Here is a 22,101-nt window from a genome sequence, read left to right on the forward strand (position 1 = left end):
AGTGCCGCAAAAGGATTATCCCCAGACGCCGGACGGGCGCTATTTCGTCTCGCGCGCGCGCCTCTGGCGCTGCACCAACCCGTCGCTGGACGACAGCACCCGGCGCGCCGCGATCAAGGCGCTGATGAAGGCCCGCCGCGCGGTTCAGTTGGCTGGTGGTAACGCCGAGGCAGAGGCCGAGGCGCGCGCCGGTGTCGATACCGCCAAGCGCGCGCTGGGCGAGCGTGGCCCGGTCTGGTGGCAGGACGATGCCCCCGATGAGGGTGGGCTTCATCCGAAAAATTCCAGCTACGCCGATTGGTGGTCTGAGCTGGGCGAAGCCGAGCGCGCGCGAGGTATTTAAGGCACACGCGCCTGCGCCACTCTCTTGGCTGATCATTGATCTATGGCTGCGGAATGGCCCAACATTGCGATCCGAGCAACGACCCTGGTCAGTGCGAAATGTAGCAAAACGGCGGCGCACCGGCAGGTTTATTCAGCGGCACGCAATGGTTTGGGCGGTTGCGCGTCCGCATCAGGTTCTTGATCGGTGTCTTTGCTCGTCGGATCGGGTGGGCGTTTAGGATCGTCAAGCTCGACGTCGCCGCCATCTACGTCCAAATGCTCGCCGTGGGCGGTCGCGATGCCGTCATCCCAGATAATTTCGGGCGCACGCACGCGGCGCGCGGCGCGCATCAGGGACCAGTCGCGCGCGGCCCGGCTGGCGCGGCCCATCGACATCGCCGCCAGCGCCCGCGCCAGCCAGTTTACATAGGTGCCCACCCACACGCGCAGCGCCAGCATCGATGGGGTAAAGATCAGCGTCAGCACCGTCGCGATCCCAAGGCCAAAGACCACCGCCGTCGCCAGCTGCTTCCACCAAAGGGCGGTGGGGCTGTCAAAGCTGTAGCCACCATTCACGAAATCAAGGCTTAGCCCGAACATCATCGGTGCAAGGCCTGCCATCGTGGTGATCGTGGTCAACAGCACCGGCCTGATACGCGCCTCCGCCGTGCGGGTGATTGCCTCTAGCCGAGGCATATAGCGACTGAATTCCTGATAGGTATCAATAAGAACGATGTTATTGTTCACCACGATTCCGGCCAACGCCACGATGCCTGTGCCGGTCATGATGATCGAAAATGTCTGGCCCATCACCAACATCCCGATCAACACGCCTGTCGTGCTGAGGATCACTGCCAGCAGCACCAGCACAGCGTTGTAGACGCTGTTGAACTGCGCCAGCAGGATGATGAACATAAGGCCGAGCGCGCCCGCGAACGCCTTCATCAGGAAGGCGCCGGATTCCTCCTGCTCTTCCTGATCGCCGGTCCATTCGTAGCTGACCGACGCTGGCAGCGCGCCTGTTTCCAGCCACTCGGTCAGGCCTGCGATCCGCTCGTTTGCTGTGATCGGCACGTCCTGGGTGACGCCGTTGGTTGTCACGGGCTTGGTCAACCCGCTCGCCACGCCCGCCTTGACGTCGAAGAAGCGGGTCTGGTCAATCCGGTCGATCTGGGCCAGCTTCTGCACAGGTTTGCGCGTAATGAAATTGGCCAACGGCACCAGCCCGTCATTGGTACGCACCTTGAGCGAATCGAGCGTGCTGAGCACGCGGTCCGCGTTAGGTAGGCGTAGCCGGATTTCGACTTCCTCATCCGATGACGGCACGCGCATCTCGTCCAGAAACAATCCGCGCGTGACCAGTTGCACCATCGCGCCGACGCTCTTGACGTCGGCGCCAAAACGGCCGGCTTTTTCAACGTCGACGTCGATCTGCCAGTCAATGCCGGGCAGGGGAAGCGTATCTTCGACCAACGTCAGGCCAGTTGTCGCCTCGAATTTCTCACGCACTTTCACGGTTGCTGCCTGTAGCGCGGTCCAATCGTCGCCCTTGAGGCGCAGGTGCACCGGCTTGGCCGAGGCAGGGCCGCCGGTCTGACCAAGGATCTCGGTCTTGATGCCGGGGATGCGCGCCAGCTTGACGGTCAATTCCTCAATGATCTTGTCGCCGTCGATGGCCGGATCGCTCATCTCGCGATCCCAAAGGCCCCACAGCCACGGCTGCGTGATGATGCCGCGTTCGTCCCATGGCGTCGTCTCGAACTGGACCTGCCCGATGGTGTCGAGGGGCGGTTGCGCGCCGCCGGTATTGTTGCTCAGCCCGCCATTCCCGGCAAAGGCAAAGGCCGACGCGATCCCATGCTGCGCCAGCACGATATCTTCGACCTGATGGACCAGATTATCCTTCTGCTCGATAGAGAGGTTTCCGCGACCCTGCACATATACAATTCCCTGCTCAGGTTCGGATTCGACAAAGAACTCAGTGCCATTATTGTTGTTTATGTAGTAAATAAGTGTGGTTCCGACAATAATAAAGATGACGCCAAACGCCACCAAGGGCATCACCGGGTTGGCGACGATGGCGTGAATCACCCAGCCGAACGGGCTGCGCTTATAGCCTGACCGCACGGTGACGGCACGGCGCGGCATCGCGCGGCGACCCAGCCAACGCGCGCCGTTCATAACGCGCCGCCATATGGCCATGAGACCTAGAAGGATCGCTGCGATCCCGGCAACTCCGATGGCTGCCAGTAGAACCACCGCGATGCCCAGCACAAAGACGGCGGCAAGCGTCGGGATCACTGAATAGAGGATGTCGCTCATGTTGATCGCCATGAAGACCGGTGTCACCTGCGCCAGCATCATAGGCACAAGAGCCGCCGCCACGGCCACGCCAAACGCCGCCGCCAAAAACAGCGCCAGGTGCCAGACCCACCAGCCGCCCGCGATCTGCGAAATACGTGCTTCGAACCATTTTTCAAGCCGTCCGGTGATGCCGCCCAGCACTGGCAGATAAACCAGCGCGACCAGCAAGGACGCCGAGAGAACAAAGATCAGCGTGACTGGCAGCATACCCATGAACTGCCCCGGTATGCCGGGCCAAAACAGCATAGGCAGGAATGCGCAAAGTGTCGTCGCGGTTGAACTGGTGACGGGCCAAAACATGCGTTTGGCCGCCTCGACATAGGCGGTCATGGGGCCAGTGCCCTCTTGGATGCGCCGGTCGGCGTATTCGACCACCACAATGGCGCCGTCCACCAGCATCCCGACAGCGAGGATCAGACCGAACATCACCATGTTCGAAATTGTAATGCCCATGACCGCAAGCATTGCAAAACACAGCAGGAACGACGTGGGAATCGCAAATCCCACCAGCAGGGCGGGGCGGATGCCCAGCGTCGCCAGCATCACGATCATCACCAGCGCGATGGCGGTCAGCACCGACCCCTCTAGCTGGCTGACCATCGAGCCCACGATGCGCGACTGATCGTTCGATGCGCCCACTTTGACGGCTGCGCGCAGTTCGTCCGGCCAGCTGGCCCGCGCCTCGTCCACCGTGTCGCGCACCAGTGCGGCGGTGTCGATGATGTTGAATCCCTTGCGCTTGACCACTTGCAGCGCCACCGTGTTTTCGCCGTTAAAACGCGCGGTTCCGGTCCGGTCCTCGAAGGTCAGATTGATGCGCGCCACATCGCCCAGCGTCACGACACGGTCGCCGTTCACCTTGATCGGCAGGCGATAGATGTCGCCTGTGTCGTCGAAAGACGATGGGATCTTGACCGAGAACGCGCCGCCCGCGCTGCGCACCTCGCCTGCGGCGATGAGCAAATTGTTATTCTGCACCGCATTCAGCAGATCGCCCGCCGTCACATCGTAGGATTCAAGGCGCAAGGGGTCGATCACCACCTCGACCAGCTCGTCGCGATTGCCAGCGATACCAGCTTCCAACACGGGCTCCAGCGCCTCAAGGCGGTCTTGGAGGTCCTTGGCGACGCGGGCCATCGTGCGCTCGGGGACGTCGCCAGTGAGGTTGACGATGATGATAGGGAATTCGCTGAAGTTGATTTCGTTCAGCAAGTATTTGTCGGCGCCGCTCGGAAACTTGGCCTCGGCAGCGCTCATCGCGTCGCGCACATCGGCCATGATGGCCGTCTTGTCCCAACCGAATTCGAATTCCAGCGCGATCCCGGCGTAATTTTCGGCGGCGGTGCCGGTCATCTTCTTGAGGCCGTCCAGATCGCTCAGCTCGGTCTCCATGACCTTGACCAGCAGCTTTTCACTATCCTCGGCGGAAATGCCCGGGAAGGGGACCGACACGAACAGCGCGGGGATTTCGATATCGGGCTCGCCCTCTTTGGGTAGGCCGACATAGGCAAAGCCGCCGGCCAGCACGCTGAGCACGATAAAGGCTAGCACCATACGTGCGCGTTGCGAGGCCCAGTCGACGATGCCGGTCATTGCGCCTGCTCCTCTGCGCCGCCATCGCCGGGATAGCTGGCTGTGACTGGCACGCCTGCGATGACATATTCCTGCCCGATCACGATCACGTCGACCGCGTCCGGCAGACCCGTGACCCATACGCCCTCAGGCGAGTCGCGCATGAGGTTGACGGGCAGAAAATCGGCGGCGTCGCCGGTCACGATGCGCACACCCAGCGTGCCCTCGTCGTTCAGGGTAAGGGCCGATTGCGGCAGCAAATGCGCGGGGGTTCCGTCCGAGGCGATCATGATCTCGGCAGTCTGGCCGTCGCGCAGGGTGAGGTCCGGGTTCGGCACTGTCATCTCGACGCGAAAGGTGCGGGTTTCAGGATCGGCAGAGCGGGACAGAAATGTCACCTCACCACCCACCTCGCGGCCCGATACCAGCTTGGCGCGTGCTTTCGCCCCCACTACGATCCGGTCGACTGCGGTCTCAGGGACAAAGCCGACCAGCTTGATCGGGTCCAACTGAATGATTGTGCCGCACAGTTCACCGGGCTGCATCAGACTGCCCAGTTCGGCGGTGTCTGATTCCAGCAGGCCTTTGAAAGGCGCGTTAATCTCGAGGCGCGTCAATTCTTCGCGGGCAGCGGCGATGATGGCGTCTGCGGCCTCGATCCCGGTGCTGGCAGCGTCGAGGCCGGACTTTGCGGCCTGCACAGCGGCCTTGCCGGAGCTGAGCGCTGCGCGTGTGCTGGCCACGCGCGTGTCAGAGGCATAACCGCTCTCGCTCAACTTTGATGCGGCGGTGTCGTTGATCTGCGCCTCGGCCAAGCGTGCTTCGGCCTCGGCCAGCCTTGCTGCGGCCTCAGGGATGCGGGTTTCGGCCTCGGCGCGGCGCGCACGGGCCTCGGCCAGCGTGGCCTTGCGGGTGCCGGGGTCCAGCTGGCAGAGCAATTGACCGGCCTCGACGAACGCGCCCTTGCGCAGAGGGTCGGAAATGATGCGCCCCGATGTCTCGGCGCGCACATCGACTTGGCGCTGGGCTTCGGTCCGACCGCGTACCACGACGGCGCTGTCGATGTCCTGTGCGCGGCTGTGAATGGCGACGACGCCCACGGCGGTGGTGGTGGTTGCATCCTCGGGGGTAGGGGCAGGCGCCTCGGTGACGGGCGTTTCAGCAGGCGCGAATGTATTCTTCAACCACGCGCGCTCGAACACGAAAGCGTAGATAACCAGCGCGGCGACGATCGCCGCCAGGATCGAAAACAGTCGCATCTATTACCTCTCACGCAGTCCGGGCGCTGAACCGCGCAAAATGCGCGCGGCGTCATCGCCGTCGTTGCCGGATAATACGCCGAACCCGACAGTTCAGATTACATTTGACCATGGCTGCGCGCAAGGCCGTGACCTGCCTCACTGCAGTGCCGGGCGCATTCTGCAGACCAGCGGCCCTTGGCAGGCCCCGAATGAACGGGTAAGAGGGGAAAAACCGCAGCAAGACAAGTCAGGCGCCCCTCCCGTGAGTGATAACGACAGTTTCATCGAAGAGGTGAGCGAAGAGGTCCGCCGCGACCGTCTTTTCACCCTTATGCGCCGTTATGGCTGGATTGCTATCCTCGCCGTGCTGATCCTCGTGGGTGGCGCAGCCTATAACGAATGGCGCAAGGCGCAGGAGCGTGGTCGCGCCGAGGCACTGGGTGACGCGATGCTGGCTGCGCTGGAAACCGAGGACCGAAGCGCGCGCGCAGGTGCGCTGGATGGCGTTACGCCGGACAGTCCCGGTAGCGCTGCGATCCTGTCGATGATGGCCGCAGCCGAGGCGTTGGAGGACGATCCCAAGGGCGCCGTCGCGCGCCTGATGAGTATCGCCCAGATGAGCGATGTCGCGCCCATCTATCGCCAGATCGCCACGCTCAAGGCAGTGATGATCCCGGATGGCGGCATGGACGACGATGTGCGGCGCGCACGGTTGAATGATCTGGCGCTGGGCGGTGGCCTGATACGCCTAATGGCCGAAGAACAGCTAGCCTATCTGGAAATAGAGGCCGGGAATACGGGCGCGGCGATTGAGCGGCTCAACGCCATCTCGGCCGATGCCGAGGCGACGCCGGGCTTGCGTCGTCGGGCGACACAAGTAATTGTGGCGCTGGGCAGCGAGCCGGTCCTGCCGGGCGGCAGTGCGGCCAGCGCGCCGGACGAGGCCGCGAGCGAAGATGTAGGTACTCAGGATAACGTGGAAAACGGTGCGGAAGCTGGCGAATAGGCTGCGCGCGGTGCAAACTGCGATAAAAAGACGGGGACATTTGGACATGCACGCGGTGATACGGAACAAGAAGACCTTTGGATGGCTTGCGGTATTGACGCTGCTGGCTGCCTGCTCCGAGCCGGACACGATCCTGCCCGGCAAGCGCGAGGGCCTGCGCGAGGTGCTCAAAACGGATCAGGTCGAGGCGGCCACCAGCGAAGTCGTCGGCGCCTCGGGCCCCAACGTGGCCGCGCCGCTGCGCCTACCCGCTGCGCGCGTCAATGCCGAATGGCCCCAGCGCATCGGCACGCCAGCCACCCGCGCCCAGCATCCTGCGTTGTCCCGGGCGCCCAGTCTGATCTGGTCCACTTCGATTGGTGCTGGCGATGGCGCACGGCGACGCATCACCGCTGATCCGGTCGTCGCTGGCGGGCGCATCTTTGCGATGGACGCCAACGCGCATGTCAGCGCGATTGCGCCGAATGGTGCCGCGCTCTGGAACGTGAGCCTGGTGCCGGCCACCGATTCGGCTGCTGATGGCAGCGGCGGGGGACTGGCTTACGGTGATGGCAAACTCTTTGCCTCGACCGGCTTTGGTCGCATCACCGCGCTCGACCCGGCGACGGGCCGCACCATCTGGGAACAGGAACTGCTGGAGACGGGCACTGCCACGCCGACGGTAGTGGGCAATATCGTCTATCTCGTTGCGGGCGATCAGACGGCATGGGCGCTGAACAGCGATACCGGCCGCATCGAATGGCAGCTGGCCGCGGCACCGAACATCAACAACGTGCTGGGCGGCCCCGCGCCTGCAATATCCGACAAATACGCTGTCTTTGCCTTTGGGTCGGGCGAGGTGCAGGGCGCGTTTCGCAAGGGAGGTCTGCGCCTTTGGGATGCGTCCGTCGCTGGCGCGCGCAAGGGCCTTGCGCAGAGCCAACTGACCACGATCACCGGCGATCCGGTGATCCGAGGTGACCGGGTCTATGTCGGCAATCAATCGGGCCGCATGGCCGCGATGCATATCGCCAATGGCGCGCGTATCTGGACCGCAAACGAAGGTCCTATGGGTCCGGTATGGGCGACAGATGATTCCATTTTTCTTGTTTCGGACAAAAACGAATTGGTGCGTCTGCGCGCCGAGGATGGCAGCCGCGTCTGGGGCACGAAACTGCCCTTGTTCGTCAAATCCAAGCCTAAACGTCAGGCCGAGGTTTACGCCCATTACGGCCCCGTGATGGCCGGCGGCCAGCTGGTCGTGGCGTCCAATGACGGCTATCTGCGTTTCTTCGATCCGGTCTCGGGTGGCTTGCGCGGCAGCGTCGTCGTGCCGGGCGGGGCGACGACCAATCCGGTGGTCGCGGGCGGTGTTCTCTATGTCGTCGGCACGAACGGGCAACTGCACGCTTTCCGCTAGGCGCAGATTGCCCTATGAGGGCAGCTTGACTGCCTTCGGAGCGATGACATGACTTTCAGCCTCGCCATCGTGGGGCGCCCCAATGTGGGCAAATCCACGCTTTTTAACCGCCTTGTCGGCAAGCGCCTGGCGCTGGTCGACGACCAACCGGGCGTCACGCGCGATTTGCGCGAGGGCGCGGCGCGTTTGGGCGATCTGCGGTTCACGGTGATCGACACAGCCGGATTGGAAGAGGCGACGGACGAATCGCTGCAAGGCCGGATGCGCAAGCTGACCGAGCGGGCAGTGGATATGGCAGATATCTGCCTCTTTATGATCGACGCACGCACCGGGGTCACGCCGACGGATGAGGTGTTCGCCGAGATTCTGCGCAAACGCTCGAAGCATGTGATCCTCGCGGCCAACAAGTCCGAAGGATCCGCTGCCGACGCGGGCGTAATCGAGGCCTATGGGCTGGGACTGGGCGAGCCGATTCGCCTCTCGGCTGAGCATGGCGAGGGGTTGAACGATCTCTATGCGATGCTGATGCCGCTGGCCGACGGGTTCGAGGAACGCGCCAAGGCCGACGCGCCGGACGTGGATGTGGCGGTTGAGGACGGAGATGTCGACGCGCCCCGCGTGCCGACGGCGAAAAAGCCGCTGCAAGTGGCTGTCGTGGGTCGACCCAACGCCGGAAAATCGACCCTGATCAACAAGATACTGGGCGAAGATCGCCTGCTGACCGGCCCCGAGCCGGGGATCACGCGCGATGCTATTTCGCTGCAACTGGACTGGGACGGGCTGCATACGCGAATCTTTGACACAGCCGGGATGCGCAAAAAGGCGCGCGTTCAGGAAAAGCTGGAAAAGCTAAGCGTCGGGGATGGCCTGCGCGCGGTGAAATTCGCCGAGGTCGTGATCGTGCTGCTGGATGCCGCGATCCCGTTTGAGCAGCAGGATCTGCGCATCGCTGACTTGGCCGAGCGTGAGGGCCGTGCCGTAGTTCTGGCGATCAACAAGTGGGACCTCGAGCCGGAAAAACAGCAGAAATTGCGCGACCTGCGCGAGTCGTTCGAACGCCTGCTGCCGCAGCTGCGCGGCGCACCGATGGTCACCGTCTCGGCCATGACGGGCAAAGGGATCGACCGGCTGCGCGAGGCTGTCGAAAAGGCGCATGACGTCTGGAATCGCCGCATCACGACGGCGCAACTGAACCGCTGGCTGACAGGTATGCTGGAGCAGCATCCGCCCCCCGCGCCCGGCGGCAAGCGGATCAAGATGCGCTACATGACGCAGGTTAAAACCCGCCCGCCCGGTTTCGTTGTGATGTGCAGCCATCCCGACAAACTGCCCGAGAGCTATACGCGCTATCTGGTCAACGGGTTACGCGTCGATTTCGACATGCCTGGCACGCCGATCCGCCTGCACATGCGGAGCCAATCGGACAAGAACCCCTACAAGGCCAAGAAAAAGGCGGGTCCTTCCAGCCTGCGTAAGCATCTGGGCAAGACCAAGACCTCAAAATAATTGGCGTCTAGGCGCGGCGGATGTTCCAGATCGCTTGGACAGCCAGCAGGGCCGCGCCGATGGCCGCAATGATCAGCACAGACGCAGCACCACCCTGCCAATTCTGCACGCAAACGCCAATTAGCGCCCAGATCACCCCGCTTAGCAGTCCAAACGCATCGGGCCGTTGGCGTGCTATCAGGACGGCAAGACCGAACGCGATCACCAATGCGAGGATCGCGGCGAGGACTTGGTTCATGCCGCCATAGCCCGCCGCCATCAGCCCCAACGACACGGACGACGCCGCTGTCAGCCAGCCGGTGTACAGCGCGACAGGCGCGCGGCCCAGCCATGCATCCACGCCGCCAGCGCGCGGCGTGCGCAGGGTCGCGACCATGGCAAAAGCCCACATCACCCAGATCAGAATTGTCGCCCAGACGGCGCTGGCCTGCGCAACCGGCAGCCAGACGAACCCGACAGCCAGCGAGATAAAGAGAGGCACGCGCATCGCGGCCCAGCCGGCATCATCGCGGCGCTTCCACAGGCCATAGGCCGCACCGACGATCAGCCAAAGGTAGATCAGTCCCCAGATGGCAAAGGCATATCCCGCGGGCTGCACCGGCGGCTCGACCTGCGGGATTGGGAACTGATTGGCATCAAACCCGCCAAAGCCGGGGGCCAGAAGGGGCGAGAGGGCGAATGCGATAGCAGCGATCAAAACGAGAATGGGCATGGCGGCACCTGTCATTATCGGCGGGCAGGGGCCCGTTCCAACGCTGAAAATAGCGCCCTTGCCGAGACGTCAAGCGGAGCAACGCCTCAGACCAGTTTACCTTCGGCGCTCAGCACCGATTTGCCGCCCAGATAGGGGTGCAGTACTTCGGGCAGGCGCACAGCGCCATCAGCCTGCTGACCGTTTTCCAGCACGCCGATCAGGCAACGCCCGACCGCCAGTCCTGAGCCGTTCAGCGTGTGCACGAATTGCGGCTTGCCGCCATCTGCGGGTTTGAAGCGCGCATTCATGCGCCGCGCCTGAAAGTCGCCGCAAACCGAGACCGAGCTGATCTCGCGATAGGTATCTTGCCCCGGCAGCCAGACCTCGATGTCATGTGTGCGCCGCGCGCCGAACCCCATGTCGCCGGTGCAAAGCACGATGGTTCGGTAGGGCAGGCCCAGCTTTTCCAGTACGCCCTCGGCGCAGGTGGTCATACGGTCCAGCTCATCCCGGCTGTGATCGGGATGCGTGATGCTGACCATCTCGACCTTTTCGAACTGGTGCTGGCGCAGCATGCCGGACGTGTCGCGGCCCGCACTGCCCGCCTCAGAGCGGAAGCATTGTGTATGTGCCACATGGCGATGGGGCAAGCTGGCTTCGTCAACCACCTCGCCATTGACGAGGTTGGTCAGTGGCACTTCGGCGGTCGGGACCAGCCACCAGCCATCGGTGGTCTTGTAGCTGTCTTCGCCGAATTTAGGCAGCTGGCCGGTGCCATACATCATTTCCTCGCGCACCAGAACGGGGGTCCATGTCTCGGTCAGGCCGTTCTCGTCCACATGGGTGTCCAGCATGAACTGCGCCAGCGCGCGGTGGATGCGGGCCACTGCGCCCGTCAGCACGACAAAGCGCGCGCCGCTCAGCTTGGCCGCCATCTCAAAATCCATGCCGGGGGTAACGCTGGCCAGCTCGTAGTGTTCTTTCGGCCTGAAGTCGTATGTTGCAGGAGTGCCCCAACGGCGCATTTCGACGTTGTCCGCCTCGTCCGCGCCGTCCGGGACGTCACCCATCGGCAGGTTTGGCAACTCCAGCAGCATGTCGGTTAGTTTGGCGTCCAGTGCCTTGGCCTCGGTCTGCATGGTGGCGACCTCGGCCTTTTTCTGCCCGACCAGCGCACGTAAGCGCTCGAATTCGGCGTCGTCGCCACTGGCCTTGGCCGCGCCGACCTCTTTGGAGGCCTTATTCTGCTCGGCCTGCGCCGTCTCGGCTGCGGCGATCTTGGCGCGGCGGGCCTCGTCCAGCGCGAGAATGTCGGCGGATACGGCGTCGCCGCCCCGGCGCGTCAGCGCGGCGTCAAAGGCGGCGGGATTGTCGCGGATCGCGCGGATGTCATGCATGGCTAAGGGTCCTCATGGCGCAAATGAATCGGTGTTCCGCAGCGTTATGCACCAGATTTTTCGTGGGGTGTAGGGTTGCTGCGCGTCTCAGCCCTGGGGTGCGGCCTGAACCGGCCCACGCTCGGACCAAGTAAAGATCGCCAGCGCGCCGATCCCGACGCCGCCAAAGCCCAGCACCATAGGGATTACCGTGCCGTCGAAACTATGCCCGATATAGTAGGATATTGGCAGCGCGATAAAGTTTGACGCCGACCCGATCAGTGCGGCGCCGAGGCCCGCCATATGGCCCAAAGGCTCCATCGCGATAGCGTTGAGATTGCCGAACAGGATGCCGACGCAGAAAAAAGACGCGATCAGCCAGATCAGGAACAATGGCAGCGCAGGGACGCCGCCCGACGCGAAGGTGGGAATAGCAAAGAGCGCGGCCAGCCCGATCAGCCCGAGCAGTGCGAGGCGTGTTAGCAAGCGCATCCCCAGCCGCATTACCAGCAGCGAATTGACCACTGCCGCGCCGCCGATCGACAGCGCCGCCATGCCGAAATAGACGGGGAACAATGCGCCCGCGTCATAGACCACCTCGTAGACCTGCTGGGCTGTGCTGAGATAGGCCAGAAAGGCGCCAAAGATCAGTCCCAACGCCAGCGTGTTGCCCACGGCGCTACGGCAAACGGCGATTTCCTTGAGGCCCTTCCAGATGCTGACGACTGAAAAGGGCCGCCGCTCGTGTTTTTGTAGCGTCTCGGGCTGGCGCAGGGCGAACCATGTGCCAGCGGCAATGGCGAGCACGATCAGCACGAGGAATGTCGCGCGCCACCCGCTGAGATAGATCACGACCTGCCCCAGTGCCGGTGCGATGGTCGGCACGAGGATGAATACGGCCATGACAAAGGACATGATCCGCGCCATGCTGCGTCCCTCATGGCCGTCGCGCACCAGCGCCAGTGTCACGATGCGCGGGCTGGCGGCACCGAGGCCTTGCAGGACGCGGCCCGCAATCATGACCTCCCAATTGGTTGCAAGCAGCGACAGCAGGCATCCCAGAATGAACACACCATAACCCAGATAAATGATCGGTTTGCGCCCGAAGCTGTCCGATAGCGGCCCCGCCAGCGCTTGCCCCACGGCAAAGCCAAGAAACAGCGACGAGACGATCAGCTGTACGTCGTTTGGATCATCCATGCCCAGATCGTGGCCAATGGTGGCAAGGCCGGGCAGCATCATGTCGGTCGCCAGCGCAACGATCGAGATCATCATCGCCAGCAGGATCACGAATTCCGGCAGCGACAGGTTGGCAACAGGCTTGCGCATGGTGAGGGCCTTTCGGTGCGTTCGGCACAGCCGGACGTGGGCGGGCCGTTCATGAGGCAGAGCGATCCGCCACGGAGGCCGCCTTACGCCCGGCTGCGGCTCAGGTCCAGCGTAATTCGGCTGGCCGGATCTCGAACCCGATGTGATGCCCGCCGCCCGCCAGATCGGCGCGCGTGTGGTTGGTCAGCGTGCGCCAGTATGGTTGCACCGTTACGGCATCCTCGCGCACCAGCGCCTCTAGCCGGGCCACGATGGCACGCCGCGCCTCGATGTCCAGCGTTGCGAGCGCCTGTTCCAAAAGGGCATCGAACTCGGGGTTCGCCCAGCCGAATTCGTTCCACGGCTCGCCCGAACGGTAGGCCAGCGCATAGGTCTGAACCGCCAGCGGGCGATGACCCCAATCCGTCGTGCTGAAGGGGAACGAGGTCCAATCTGCCCAATAAAGCGGGCCGGGCAGGATCTTGCGACGCACCTTGATGCCCGCGTCCAGCAGCAGCGCCTCGGCGGCGTCTGCAGTGTTGCGGCGCCAGCCGTCGTCGATGGAAATCAACTCGTGTTCGAAATCCTCCATCCCCGCCTCCTGCATCAGTGCGCGCGCGGCGGCAGGGTCGAATTCTGGCGGCGGCATGGCCACGTAGGTCGGATGCAGGGGCGAGACGTGATGGTTTTCCGCCACCTCACCGCGATTCGCGTGCCCCAGCTCCATCAGTACTTCGTTGCTCATTGCCAGCGCCAATGCACGGCGCACACGCACGTCGGCATAAGGGCGGATGCCGTCCACCTTGGCCTGTTGGTTGGGGCGAATGACGATGGTGGCCGCAGTGCGAATATCATGCGTACGCCAGCCCTCCATCTCGTCAAAGACGTCGATATAGGTGCCCTCGATGGAATGGGTCATGTCGATCAGGCCTGCCTTGGCGGCGGCAAGGGCCGCGAGGGGATCGGTGCCAGTATCGACGAACTCGATCCGCTCCATCCAGGCACCATTCCCGGCATTCCACCACTTATGCGCGTCGTTGCGCACCAGAACGGCACGCTCGCCAGGCTCCAGCACCTCCGGCAGGTAGGGGCCGGTGCCGACGGGGTTGTCCAGCATTTCATCCGCGTCAAAGCCCTGGGGAACGATGGCCGCCGGGTAATCCGCCATGCCCGCGATCAGCGAAATATCGGCGCGCGGCAGATGCAGTTCGACCGTATGCACGTCGGGCTGCGTGATCGCGCCCTCGATGGCGCGGCCGGTTTCGGGGTCTACCAGCACAGCAAAGCGGCCCGCCATGGAATTGCCGGGCGCGCCGCGCTCGCACCAGCGCGCGATGTTGTGCGCCACATCGTCAGCGGTAAAGGGCGTGCCGTCGTTCCACTCCACGCCCTTGCGCACATTCAGAGTGTAACGCGTGGCGTCGTCCGAGATATGCCAATCCTCCAACAGTTGGGGCCGAAAGGTGCCGTCGTTTTCATACGTGACGAGGTATTCCAGCCAGCCGCGCGTGAAATTTGCGACTTGGAACCAATCGGCTCTGCGTGGATCGCCCACGCTGCGCACCAGCATCTGGATGCGCACCGGGGCAATTTCTGTGCCGGGTGGGAAGGGGCCCTCTTGTGCTTGTGCAGGCGACGGCAGGCCCAGCATGGCATACGCGGTGGTCGCGCTGGCGCCAAATGCACTGGCCAGCGCGAGGAATTCGCGCCGGTCCTCGCGGTCCGGGCCGCCGGTGTCATACCTCAGCCGTGCAGCCTGGTCGCGCAGCCATCGGGGCAGGGGGCGGCTGGATCGGGTGCTGCGGCTCATTCTGAGGTCTCCGGCGGATCAGCGCCGGGATTCGGCGGTCCGGCCCCGTCATTTGTCCTGCAATGCGGCGCAGAAGGCAAATGGCGCGCCGCGCTCAGGTCGCGCTGCCCTCTGGCGGATTGGGCGGGGCCGGTGCGCTGAACGGCGCGGGCCCCAGCCCCTCTGCGGCGGCAGCGCGCAGGGCGGCTGGACGCGCCTCGATGGCGCGGCAGAGCTGCATCAGCGCGGGAAAACGTGCAGGGTCAAACCAGTCCGTATCGCCGCTGGGGTAGAGCGCGCACCAGCGCAGCAGCGGCGGGAGGTATAGATCAATGCAGGACGGCGCATCGCCACCAAAGAACGGCCCCTCGACAGCGGCCTCGACGCGCGCCAGATGCTGCACCATTTCTGCGCACATATGGGCACGCAGGTCGGCGCCGTGGCCGGGGCAGTATTTTTCGGGGTAAAATATCATGCGCGCCGTAGGTTGTAGCGTGTTCGATATAAAAAAGAGCCATTTCAAATAATCGCCGCGCCGTGGATCATCGGGTAGCGGAGCCAACCTGCCCGGCGCGCGCCCCTCAAGCCATGTCAGGATTGCACCCGTCTCAAAAATAGCACCGTCCGGAGTCTCTAGCGCGGGGATCAGGCCGTGAGGGTTGATCGCGCGATACTCCGCGCCCTCCTGTGCGCGGATCGCGCGGTCGACCAGTTGCGTTTCATACGGCAGATCCAGTTCTTCGAGCGCGAGGCGCACGATCAGCGAGGCGTTGTCGGGGGCGTAATGCAGCGTGAGTGTCATATGCTTAACGATACGCACTGCCAGCGATAGGGCGTGCGTGATAGCGACACGATGGGGCGTGATTGCGCCCACCGGCTCGCGCGGTGGTGCACGCCGCCGGGCTGCCACCTCATTGCCTCTCGCACCTCATCTGCAAAGTCCCTATAAGCGATGCACAAACGCGGGGGAGTCGCTGCCATGACAGGACAATTGTCGCCCATCGACAAGGCCAAATTCGTTGCTGCCAAGAAGGCGGTCGACTATGTCGAGGACGGGATGCGTGTCGGCCTTGGGACAGGCTCGACTGCCGCATGGATGGTGCGCTGTCTGGGCGAACTGGTGCGTCAGGACGGGCTGAAGATCCGCGGCGTGCCGACCTCGACCCGCACGGCCGAGCTGGCCCGCGAAGTCGGCATTGAGGTCATCAGCCTCGATGAGGCGAAATGGCTGGACCTGACCATCGACGGCGCGGATGAATTCGACGCTGAGTTGAATCTGATCAAGGGCGGCGGTGGCGCGCTGCTGCAAGAGAAAATCGTCGCAACCGCCAGTGACCAGATGATCGTAATCGCGGATGCGGCCAAGGAGGTCGGCCATCTGGGCGCGTTCCCCCTGCCAGTCGAGGTGATCCAGTTTGGTTGGCAGACGACACGCGCGCTGATTGAGGAAATGCTGATTTCGGTCGACGTGCTGGGCCGCGATGTGACGCTACGCATGAAGGGCGATAAACCGTTTGTGACCGATGAGGGCAATCATATCCTCGATCTGGATCTGGGCCGGATCGGCAATCCGCGCCAGCTGGCCATGGTGCTGAACCAGATGCCGGGTGTTGTTGAAAACGGGTTGTTCATCGATATCTGCGATGTGGTCATAATCGGCCATGGCGACGGGCGCGTCGAACTGCGCGACATCAACGAAGGTACTGTCGAGCAGGATCGCCTCGATTTTGTGGAAACGGACAATCTTTTCAACGATATGAATGATTGATAGACGTGGCTGGCCGCTGGGCAACGACGACGATGGCGATGAATGAGGCGTGAATGACGTTCGACTATGATCTTTTTATAATCGGCGGCGGCTCGGGTGGGGTGCGTGCGGCGCGTGTCGCGGCCGAAACCGGCGCCCGCGTGGCCCTTGCCGAAGAGAGCCGGTATGGCGGCACATGCGTCATTCGTGGCTGCGTGCCGAAAAAGCTGATGGTCTTTGCCAGTGAATTTCCCGGTGAAATGCAGACGGCAAAGGCCTACGGCTGGACGGTCCACGCTGGCGGCTTTGACTGGCCCGCCTTTCGCACGCAACTGCACGCCGAACTGGACCGCCTAGAAGGGGTCTATCGCAAGCTGCTGAAAAACAGCGGGGTCGCGACCTATGATGCCCACGCGCGCCTCAGCGATGCGCACACCGTCACGCTGTCGAGTGGCGAGAGCTTTAGCGCCAAGCATATCCTGATCGCCACCGGTGGCGCGCCCGTGCGTCCTGATCTGCCGGGCGCCGAGCATGGCATCGTGAGCGACGATATCTTTCAGTTCGAAACGTTGCCGCGCAGTATTTTGATCATCGGCGGCGGCTATATCGCCTGCGAGTTTGCCTGCATTCTCAATGGCCTCGGCGTAGAGGTCACGCAATATTATCGCGGTGCGCAGATCTTGCGCGGCTTTGACGACGAGGCACGTGGCCTCGTGTCCGAGGAAATGATCGAAAGTGGGATAGACCTGAAGTTGGGCACCAACATCCTCAGCATCACGCCCGAGGATGGCGGCTATGTGGTGAAGCCCACCCATGGCGACGAAAAGCAGTTCGACAGCGTTTTCTTTGCCACCGGGCGCAAGCCCAATAGCGAAGGTCTAGGGCTGGAGGGTCTGGGCGTCGGCATTGGCCGGGGCGCGCAGATCGAGGTCAGTGAATACTCGCAAACCGCCGTGCCGTCGATCTATGCCATCGGCGACGTCACCGACCGGGCCAACCTGACGCCGGTAGCGATCCGCGAGGGCATGGCCTTTGTCGAAACGGTGTTCAAGGGCAATCCCACACCGGTCGACCACCATCTGATCCCGACCGCGATCTTTACCCAGCCTGAAATCGGGACGATCGGCCTGAGCGAAGAGGCCGCCCGTGACATTGAACCGATTGAGGTCTATTGCACCTCGTTCAAGCCCATGAAATCAAACTTTGCTGGCAGCGTTGACCGCGTTCTGATGAAGCTGGTGGTCAGTCAGGCCGATCGCCGCGTCCTGGGGTGTCACATCGTCGCGCCCGGCGCGGGCGAGATGATCCAGATGGCGGGCATCGCGATCAAGATGGGCGCAACAAAAGAAGATTTTGACCGCGTTTGCGCCGTGCATCCCACCATTTCCGAAGAACTGGTGACGATGAAAACACCGGTACGCACGACCTGACGCGATACCAGATGCGCGGCCTTGGGTTGAATTTCAGGCCGGGGCTATACAGTTTATCAAGGACCGATGCGGTATTGTGCAGAGGTCGGGGAATTTGAAGGGACAAATATTCATGACGGGACAGTCGGGCGGCCCATGGGGCGGCGGCGGTAATTCGGGCAATGGCTCGGGCGGGAACGATGGCGGTGGCCAGAACGGTGGCGACCAGAAGGGCGGCCCGCGCGGCGGACGCCGGCCCGGTAGTGGCCAGATGCCCGAAATCGACGAGCTGATGAAGAAGGGTCAGGACCAATTGCGCGTGCTCATGGGCGGGCGCGGTGGCGGAGGCGCGAATGGCACGGGCGGCGAAGGCAGCCCCGGTCTGCCGCGCGGCGTGATCGTTCTGGGCATTCTGGCCGCGATCGTGGTCTGGCTTTTCTCTAGCTTTTATACCGTCAAACCCGAAGAGCGTGCGGTTGAGCTATTCCTCGGCGAATATCACCGTACCACCGGGTCCGGCCTGCACCTCGCGCCCTGGCCCTTGGTTACCTATGAAAAGGTCGTCGTCACCTCCGAGCGTAACGAGGATATCGGTGTTGGCGTGCGCGGCGGTGAGGCAGGTCTTATGCTGACCGGCGATGAGAATATCGTCGATATCGACTTTCAGGTTGTGTGGAACATCAATGATCCGGCGATGTATCTGTTCAACCTGCGCGACCCGCAAATGACAATGCGCGCCGTGTCGGAATCAGCCATGCGCGAGATTATCGCGCAATCGCAGTTGGCCCCGGTCCTGAACCGTGACCGTGGTGTGATCGCGGCGCGTCTGCAGGATCTGATCCAACTGACGCTGGACAGCTACGACAGTGGCCTCAACGTGATCCGCGTGAACTTTGACAAGGCGGATCCGCCGCAAGAGGTGATCGACGCCTTCCGCGAAGTGCAGGCCGCCGAGCAAAAGCGTGACCGCCTGGAAAAAGAGGCCGACGCATATGCCGCCCGCATCCTCGCCGAAGCGCGTGGTCAGGCTGCTCAAACTTTGGAAGAGGCCGAGGGTTACCGCGCACGCGTCGTCAACGAGGCCGAAGGTGAGGCCAGCCGCTTTAGCGCCGTTCTGGGCGAATATTCCAAGGCCCCCGAGATAACGCGCAAGCGTCTCCATCTCGAGGCGATGGAGGATGTGCTGGGCGATATGGACAAGATCATTCTGGATCAGAACCAGTCCGGCGGCGCGCAAGGCGTCGTACCCTACCTGCCGCTCAATGAGCTGCGCAAGAATTCGGAAGGTCAGTAATCATGCGTAAATCCGCTTACATTCTGCCGGCTATCGTTGTCGTCGTCGTCGTCGCACTCCTCTCCGTTTTCATCGTGGACGAGCGTGAAAAGGCTCTGGTGCTGCAATTCTCCAAGATCATTGACGTCAAGGAAGAGCCAGGACTGGGATTCAAGATCCCGTTTATCCAGAAGGTCGTGCGCTATGACGACCGTATCCTTAGCCGCGACATCGACCCGCTCGAGGTCACGCCACTGGACGATCGGCGCCTCGTTGTTGACGCCTTCGCGCGTTACCGCATCGTCGATGTGCGCCGTTTCCGTGAGGCGGTGGGCGATGGCGGCATTCCCTTTGCCGAGAACCGCCTCGATTCGATTCTGCGGTCGCGAACACGGGAAGTGCTGGGTTCGGTCAGCTCGAACGATATCCTCAGCACGGACCGCGCGGCGCTGATGTTGCGAATTCGCAACGCGGCTATCACCGAGGCCAAGGAGCTGGGCATCGAAGTGGTGGACGTGCGCCTGAAACGCACCGACCTACCCACCCAAAACCTTGACGCCACATTCGCGCGGATGCGGGCCGAGCGTGAACGCGAGGCGGCAGACGAGATCGCGCGCGGTAACGAGGCGGCACAACGCGTGCGTGCGCAGGCCGACCGGACTCAGGTGGAGCTGGTGTCGGACGCCAAGCGTCAGGCCGAGATCACCCGAGGCGAGGCTGACGCCAAGAGCAACGCGATCTTTAACGAGGCGTTTGGCGCGGATGCGGAATTCTTTGAATTCTACCGCTCGCTGGATGCATATCGTGCAGCGCTAAAGGGTAGCAACTCGTCCATCGTCATGTCGCCCAACAGCGATTTCTTCACGTACTTCAATGACGCCGGTAGCGGATCTGGCGCTGCTGCTGGTGCGCAAGGTGGAGACGCGCAGCCGGCTGCATCTGATGATACCGACGCTGGCGAAACAGAGACGGACGCAGAGGGTGCTGACGCATCCGGCGCGTCGACCAGCGGCGTGCTGAACGATGGCGATACAAGCGGTTCGCAGAGCGCAGACACATCCAGCGTGCCAGAGGAAGACGCTCTGGAAAGCAGTGCCGACGCAGGCGACGGCGGCCAGACGGCGACGCAGTAATGCTGGCCACAGTGCTGGCCACCGGCGCGCTGGCGCTGGGCCTTGTGCTGATCGTCGAGGGGCTGGTCTATGCGCTGGCCCCCGGCATGATCGAGCGGATGCTGGAAGCGCTTCGCAGCCTACCGCCTGAGGCTCGCCGGGTCTTCGGCCTCGCCGCGATGGCGGCGGGGGTCCTGCTGGTGTGGCTCGCCAAGGGCCTTGGGGCGTGACGTCGGGGACAAGGTGGGCGTATAACATAGATGCGAGGCGCAGCGCCGGGCGCGTCACACTCGCGTGAGAGTTGCTTTCAGAGTTTGCACCTTTCGCGCCGGTCCCTACATTCTGCAGTAACGGTTCGGACTCATCCCCTATGAACCGCCCGGACAAACCCAAGTTAGGAGAATTGGTTTTGAAACACGCAAGCGACGTAGCGACGCGCCCAAGCCCTGCAATGTTCAGGATGCTGGCGCTGACCGTTCTGACGATGGTGCTGATGCTGGCGCAGGCGCTCGCCGCATATGCGCGGCCCGAGAGCTTTGCCGATCTGGCCGAAAAGTTTAGCCCCGCGGTGGTCAACATCACCACGTCCACAACTGTCGCGCAGCAGGCAGGTCCCGCGCCGATGGTGCCAGACGGATCGCCCTTCGAAGATCTGTTTCGCCAATTCCGTGATCGAGGCCAAGGCGATGACGGACGTGCGCGCCGCAGCTCGGCGCTGGGCTCGGGCTTTGTCATATCCGAGGACGGCTACATCGTCACAAACAACCACGTGATCGAACGCGCTGATGAGATCATCATCGAATTCTACGATGGCGGCGAGTTGGAGGCCAAAGTGATCGGGACCGATCCCAAGACCGACATCGCCCTGCTCAAGGTCGAGGCAAACGCGCCGCTGCCCTTCGTCAGCTTTGGCGACAGCGACACCGCGCGGGTAGGTGACTGGGTCATCGCAATGGGCAACCCGTTGGGTCAGGGATTTTCGGTCAGCGCAGGCATCGTGTCGGCACGCAATCGCGCGCTGTCAGGAACGTATGATGACTACATTCAAACGGATGCGGCAATCAATCGGGGCAACTCGGGCGGGCCGCTGTTTGACATGGATGGCAAGGTCGTCGGCGTGAACACCGCGATCCTCAGCCCCAATGGCGGCTCGATCGGCATCGGATTTTCCATGGCGTCGAACGTTGTCACGCGCGTTATCGATCAGTTGCAGGAATTCGGCGAGACGCGCCGCGGCTGGCTGGGCGTGCGTATCCAAGACGTCACCGACGACGTGGCCGAGGCCATCGGGCTGGACATCGCCGCAGGCGCGCTGGTCACGGATGTGCCCGATGGCCCTGCCGCTGATGCCGGGATGCTGGCGGGCGATGTCATCACCTCCTTTGACGGCGTCAAGGTCGCGGACACACGCGAGTTGGTCCGGCAAGTCGGCAATACGGAGGTGGGCAAATCGGTGCGCGTCGTCGTATTCCGAGAAGGCGGCACCAAGACGCTGAAGATCACTCTGGGCCGCCGCGAAGACGCCGAAGGCATGGGTGACGACATCGTCGGCGAGGATGGTTCGGACGCCACGCCTGAGGCACAGACGCTGATGGGCCTGACATTAACACCGCTTGACGATGAGCTTCGCGGTCAACTGGAACTGCCCGGCGATGCCGTTGGCCTTGTTGTGCAAGACATTGATCCGCTGTCAGAGGCCTATGAAAAAGGACTGCGTGCGGGCGACCTAGTTACGGAAGCGGGCCAACAGAAGTTGAATTCGGTCGCAGACCTAGAAGACCGTATTGAGCAGGCCCGTGAGGCAGGGCGCAAGACGCTCTTGCTGCTGGTGCGCTCGAATGGTCAGCCCCGTTTTGTCGCGCTGTCGCTCGAAGACGAGTAAGCGCGGTGCGCGAGGTCTGACTAGGCCGCGCTGGTTTTGATGCCAATGGCCCCGCCGGTAGCACCGGCGGGGTTTTTTTGTGCTTGCAGCCAGACGTGG

Annotated in this window: 17 protein-coding genes; 10 read left to right on the plus strand and 7 right to left on the minus strand. The window is 62.9% G+C overall.

Annotation, left to right across the window (positions count from 1 at the left end; genetic code table 11):
• Position 1: 1 nt before the first annotated feature.
• Entirely contained in the window at positions 2-343 is a 342-nt protein-coding gene (locus U3654_RS03450; RefSeq protein ID WP_324753967.1) for a hypothetical protein, read from the plus strand.
• 128 nt (positions 344-471) lie between these two features.
• Here the strand turns inward: U3654_RS03450 and U3654_RS03455 are convergent, their stop codons facing one another.
• A complete protein-coding gene (locus U3654_RS03455) occupies positions 472-4,281 on the minus strand; it encodes an efflux RND transporter permease subunit (protein WP_324753968.1) in 3,810 nt (1,269 codons plus the stop codon).
• Positions 4,278-5,519: an efflux RND transporter periplasmic adaptor subunit gene (locus U3654_RS03460; protein WP_324753969.1), complete on the minus strand. Its 1,242-nt coding sequence runs from the start codon at positions 5,517-5,519 to the stop codon at positions 4,278-4,280. Before U3654_RS03460 ends, U3654_RS03455 begins: the two co-directional genes overlap by 4 nt.
• 244 nt (positions 5,520-5,763) lie before the next feature.
• Between U3654_RS03460 and U3654_RS03465 the strand changes: the two genes are divergently transcribed.
• Genes U3654_RS03465 through der form a run of 3 tightly spaced genes read left to right on the plus strand, consistent with a single transcriptional unit; the run spans position 5,764 to position 9,412 of the window.
• Positions 5,764-6,507, plus strand: coding sequence for a hypothetical protein (locus U3654_RS03465; protein WP_324753970.1), 744 nt, complete (start codon positions 5,764-5,766; stop codon positions 6,505-6,507).
• A 46-nt stretch (positions 6,508-6,553) separates the two neighbouring features.
• A complete protein-coding gene (locus U3654_RS03470) occupies positions 6,554-7,906 on the plus strand; it encodes a PQQ-like beta-propeller repeat protein (RefSeq protein ID WP_324753971.1) in 1,353 nt (450 codons plus the stop codon).
• A 48-nt stretch (positions 7,907-7,954) separates the two neighbouring features.
• Positions 7,955-9,412, plus strand: a complete 1,458-nt coding sequence (gene der, locus U3654_RS03475) for a ribosome biogenesis GTPase Der (protein WP_324753972.1) — start codon at positions 7,955-7,957, stop codon at positions 9,410-9,412.
• A 7-nt stretch (positions 9,413-9,419) separates the two neighbouring features.
• Here the strand turns inward: der and U3654_RS03480 are convergent, their stop codons facing one another.
• From U3654_RS03480 to U3654_RS03500, 5 genes are all read right to left on the minus strand, one after another.
• A complete protein-coding gene (locus tag U3654_RS03480) occupies positions 9,420-10,124 on the minus strand; it encodes a hypothetical protein (RefSeq protein ID WP_324753973.1) in 705 nt (234 codons plus the stop codon).
• An 86-nt stretch (positions 10,125-10,210) separates the two neighbouring features.
• On the minus strand, positions 10,211-11,503 hold the full coding sequence (gene serS / locus U3654_RS03485; RefSeq protein WP_324753974.1) for a serine--tRNA ligase: 1,293 nt from the start codon (positions 11,501-11,503) through the stop codon (positions 10,211-10,213).
• Positions 11,504-11,590: 87 nt separating this feature from the next.
• The gene (locus U3654_RS03490) at positions 11,591-12,811 is read right to left on the minus strand and encodes a multidrug effflux MFS transporter (RefSeq protein ID WP_324753975.1); all 1,221 of its coding nucleotides are present in this window, start codon (positions 12,809-12,811) and stop codon (positions 11,591-11,593) included.
• A gap of 100 nt (positions 12,812-12,911) precedes the next feature.
• Complete coding sequence (locus U3654_RS03495) at positions 12,912-14,600, minus strand: ABC transporter substrate-binding protein (RefSeq protein WP_324753976.1); 1,689 nt, start codon at positions 14,598-14,600, stop codon at positions 12,912-12,914.
• 94 nt (positions 14,601-14,694) lie between these two features.
• Entirely contained in the window at positions 14,695-15,381 is a 687-nt protein-coding gene (locus tag U3654_RS03500; protein WP_324753977.1) for a glutathione S-transferase family protein, read from the minus strand.
• A gap of 177 nt (positions 15,382-15,558) precedes the next feature.
• On the opposite strand from U3654_RS03500, the gene rpiA reads away from it, so the two are divergent.
• The 6 genes from rpiA (at position 15,559) to U3654_RS03530 (ending at position 22,002) form a co-directional block, all read left to right on the plus strand.
• Entirely contained in the window at positions 15,559-16,347 is a 789-nt protein-coding gene (gene rpiA, locus U3654_RS03505; RefSeq protein WP_324753978.1) for a ribose-5-phosphate isomerase RpiA, read from the plus strand.
• Between the two features lie 53 nt (positions 16,348-16,400).
• Positions 16,401-17,756, plus strand: coding sequence for a glutathione-disulfide reductase (gene gorA, locus U3654_RS03510; RefSeq protein WP_324753979.1), 1,356 nt, complete (start codon positions 16,401-16,403; stop codon positions 17,754-17,756).
• A 112-nt stretch (positions 17,757-17,868) separates the two neighbouring features.
• Entirely contained in the window at positions 17,869-19,029 is a 1,161-nt protein-coding gene (gene hflK, locus U3654_RS03515; protein ID WP_324753980.1) for an FtsH protease activity modulator HflK, read from the plus strand.
• Between the two features lie 2 nt (positions 19,030-19,031).
• A complete protein-coding gene (locus tag U3654_RS03520) occupies positions 19,032-20,141 on the plus strand; it encodes a protease modulator HflC (RefSeq protein ID WP_324753981.1) in 1,110 nt (369 codons plus the stop codon).
• A complete protein-coding gene (locus U3654_RS03525; protein WP_324753982.1) occupies positions 20,141-20,350 on the plus strand; it encodes a DUF2065 domain-containing protein in 210 nt (69 codons plus the stop codon). The genes U3654_RS03520 and U3654_RS03525 overlap by 1 nt, the downstream gene beginning before the upstream one ends.
• Before the next feature lie 221 nt (positions 20,351-20,571).
• Complete coding sequence (locus U3654_RS03530) at positions 20,572-22,002, plus strand: Do family serine endopeptidase (protein WP_416384575.1); 1,431 nt, start codon at positions 20,572-20,574, stop codon at positions 22,000-22,002.
• Positions 22,003-22,101: the final 99 nt, after the last annotated feature.

The organism is Roseovarius sp. Pro17, assembly GCF_035599575.1.
Lineage (GTDB): Bacteria > Pseudomonadota > Alphaproteobacteria > Rhodobacterales > Rhodobacteraceae > Roseovarius.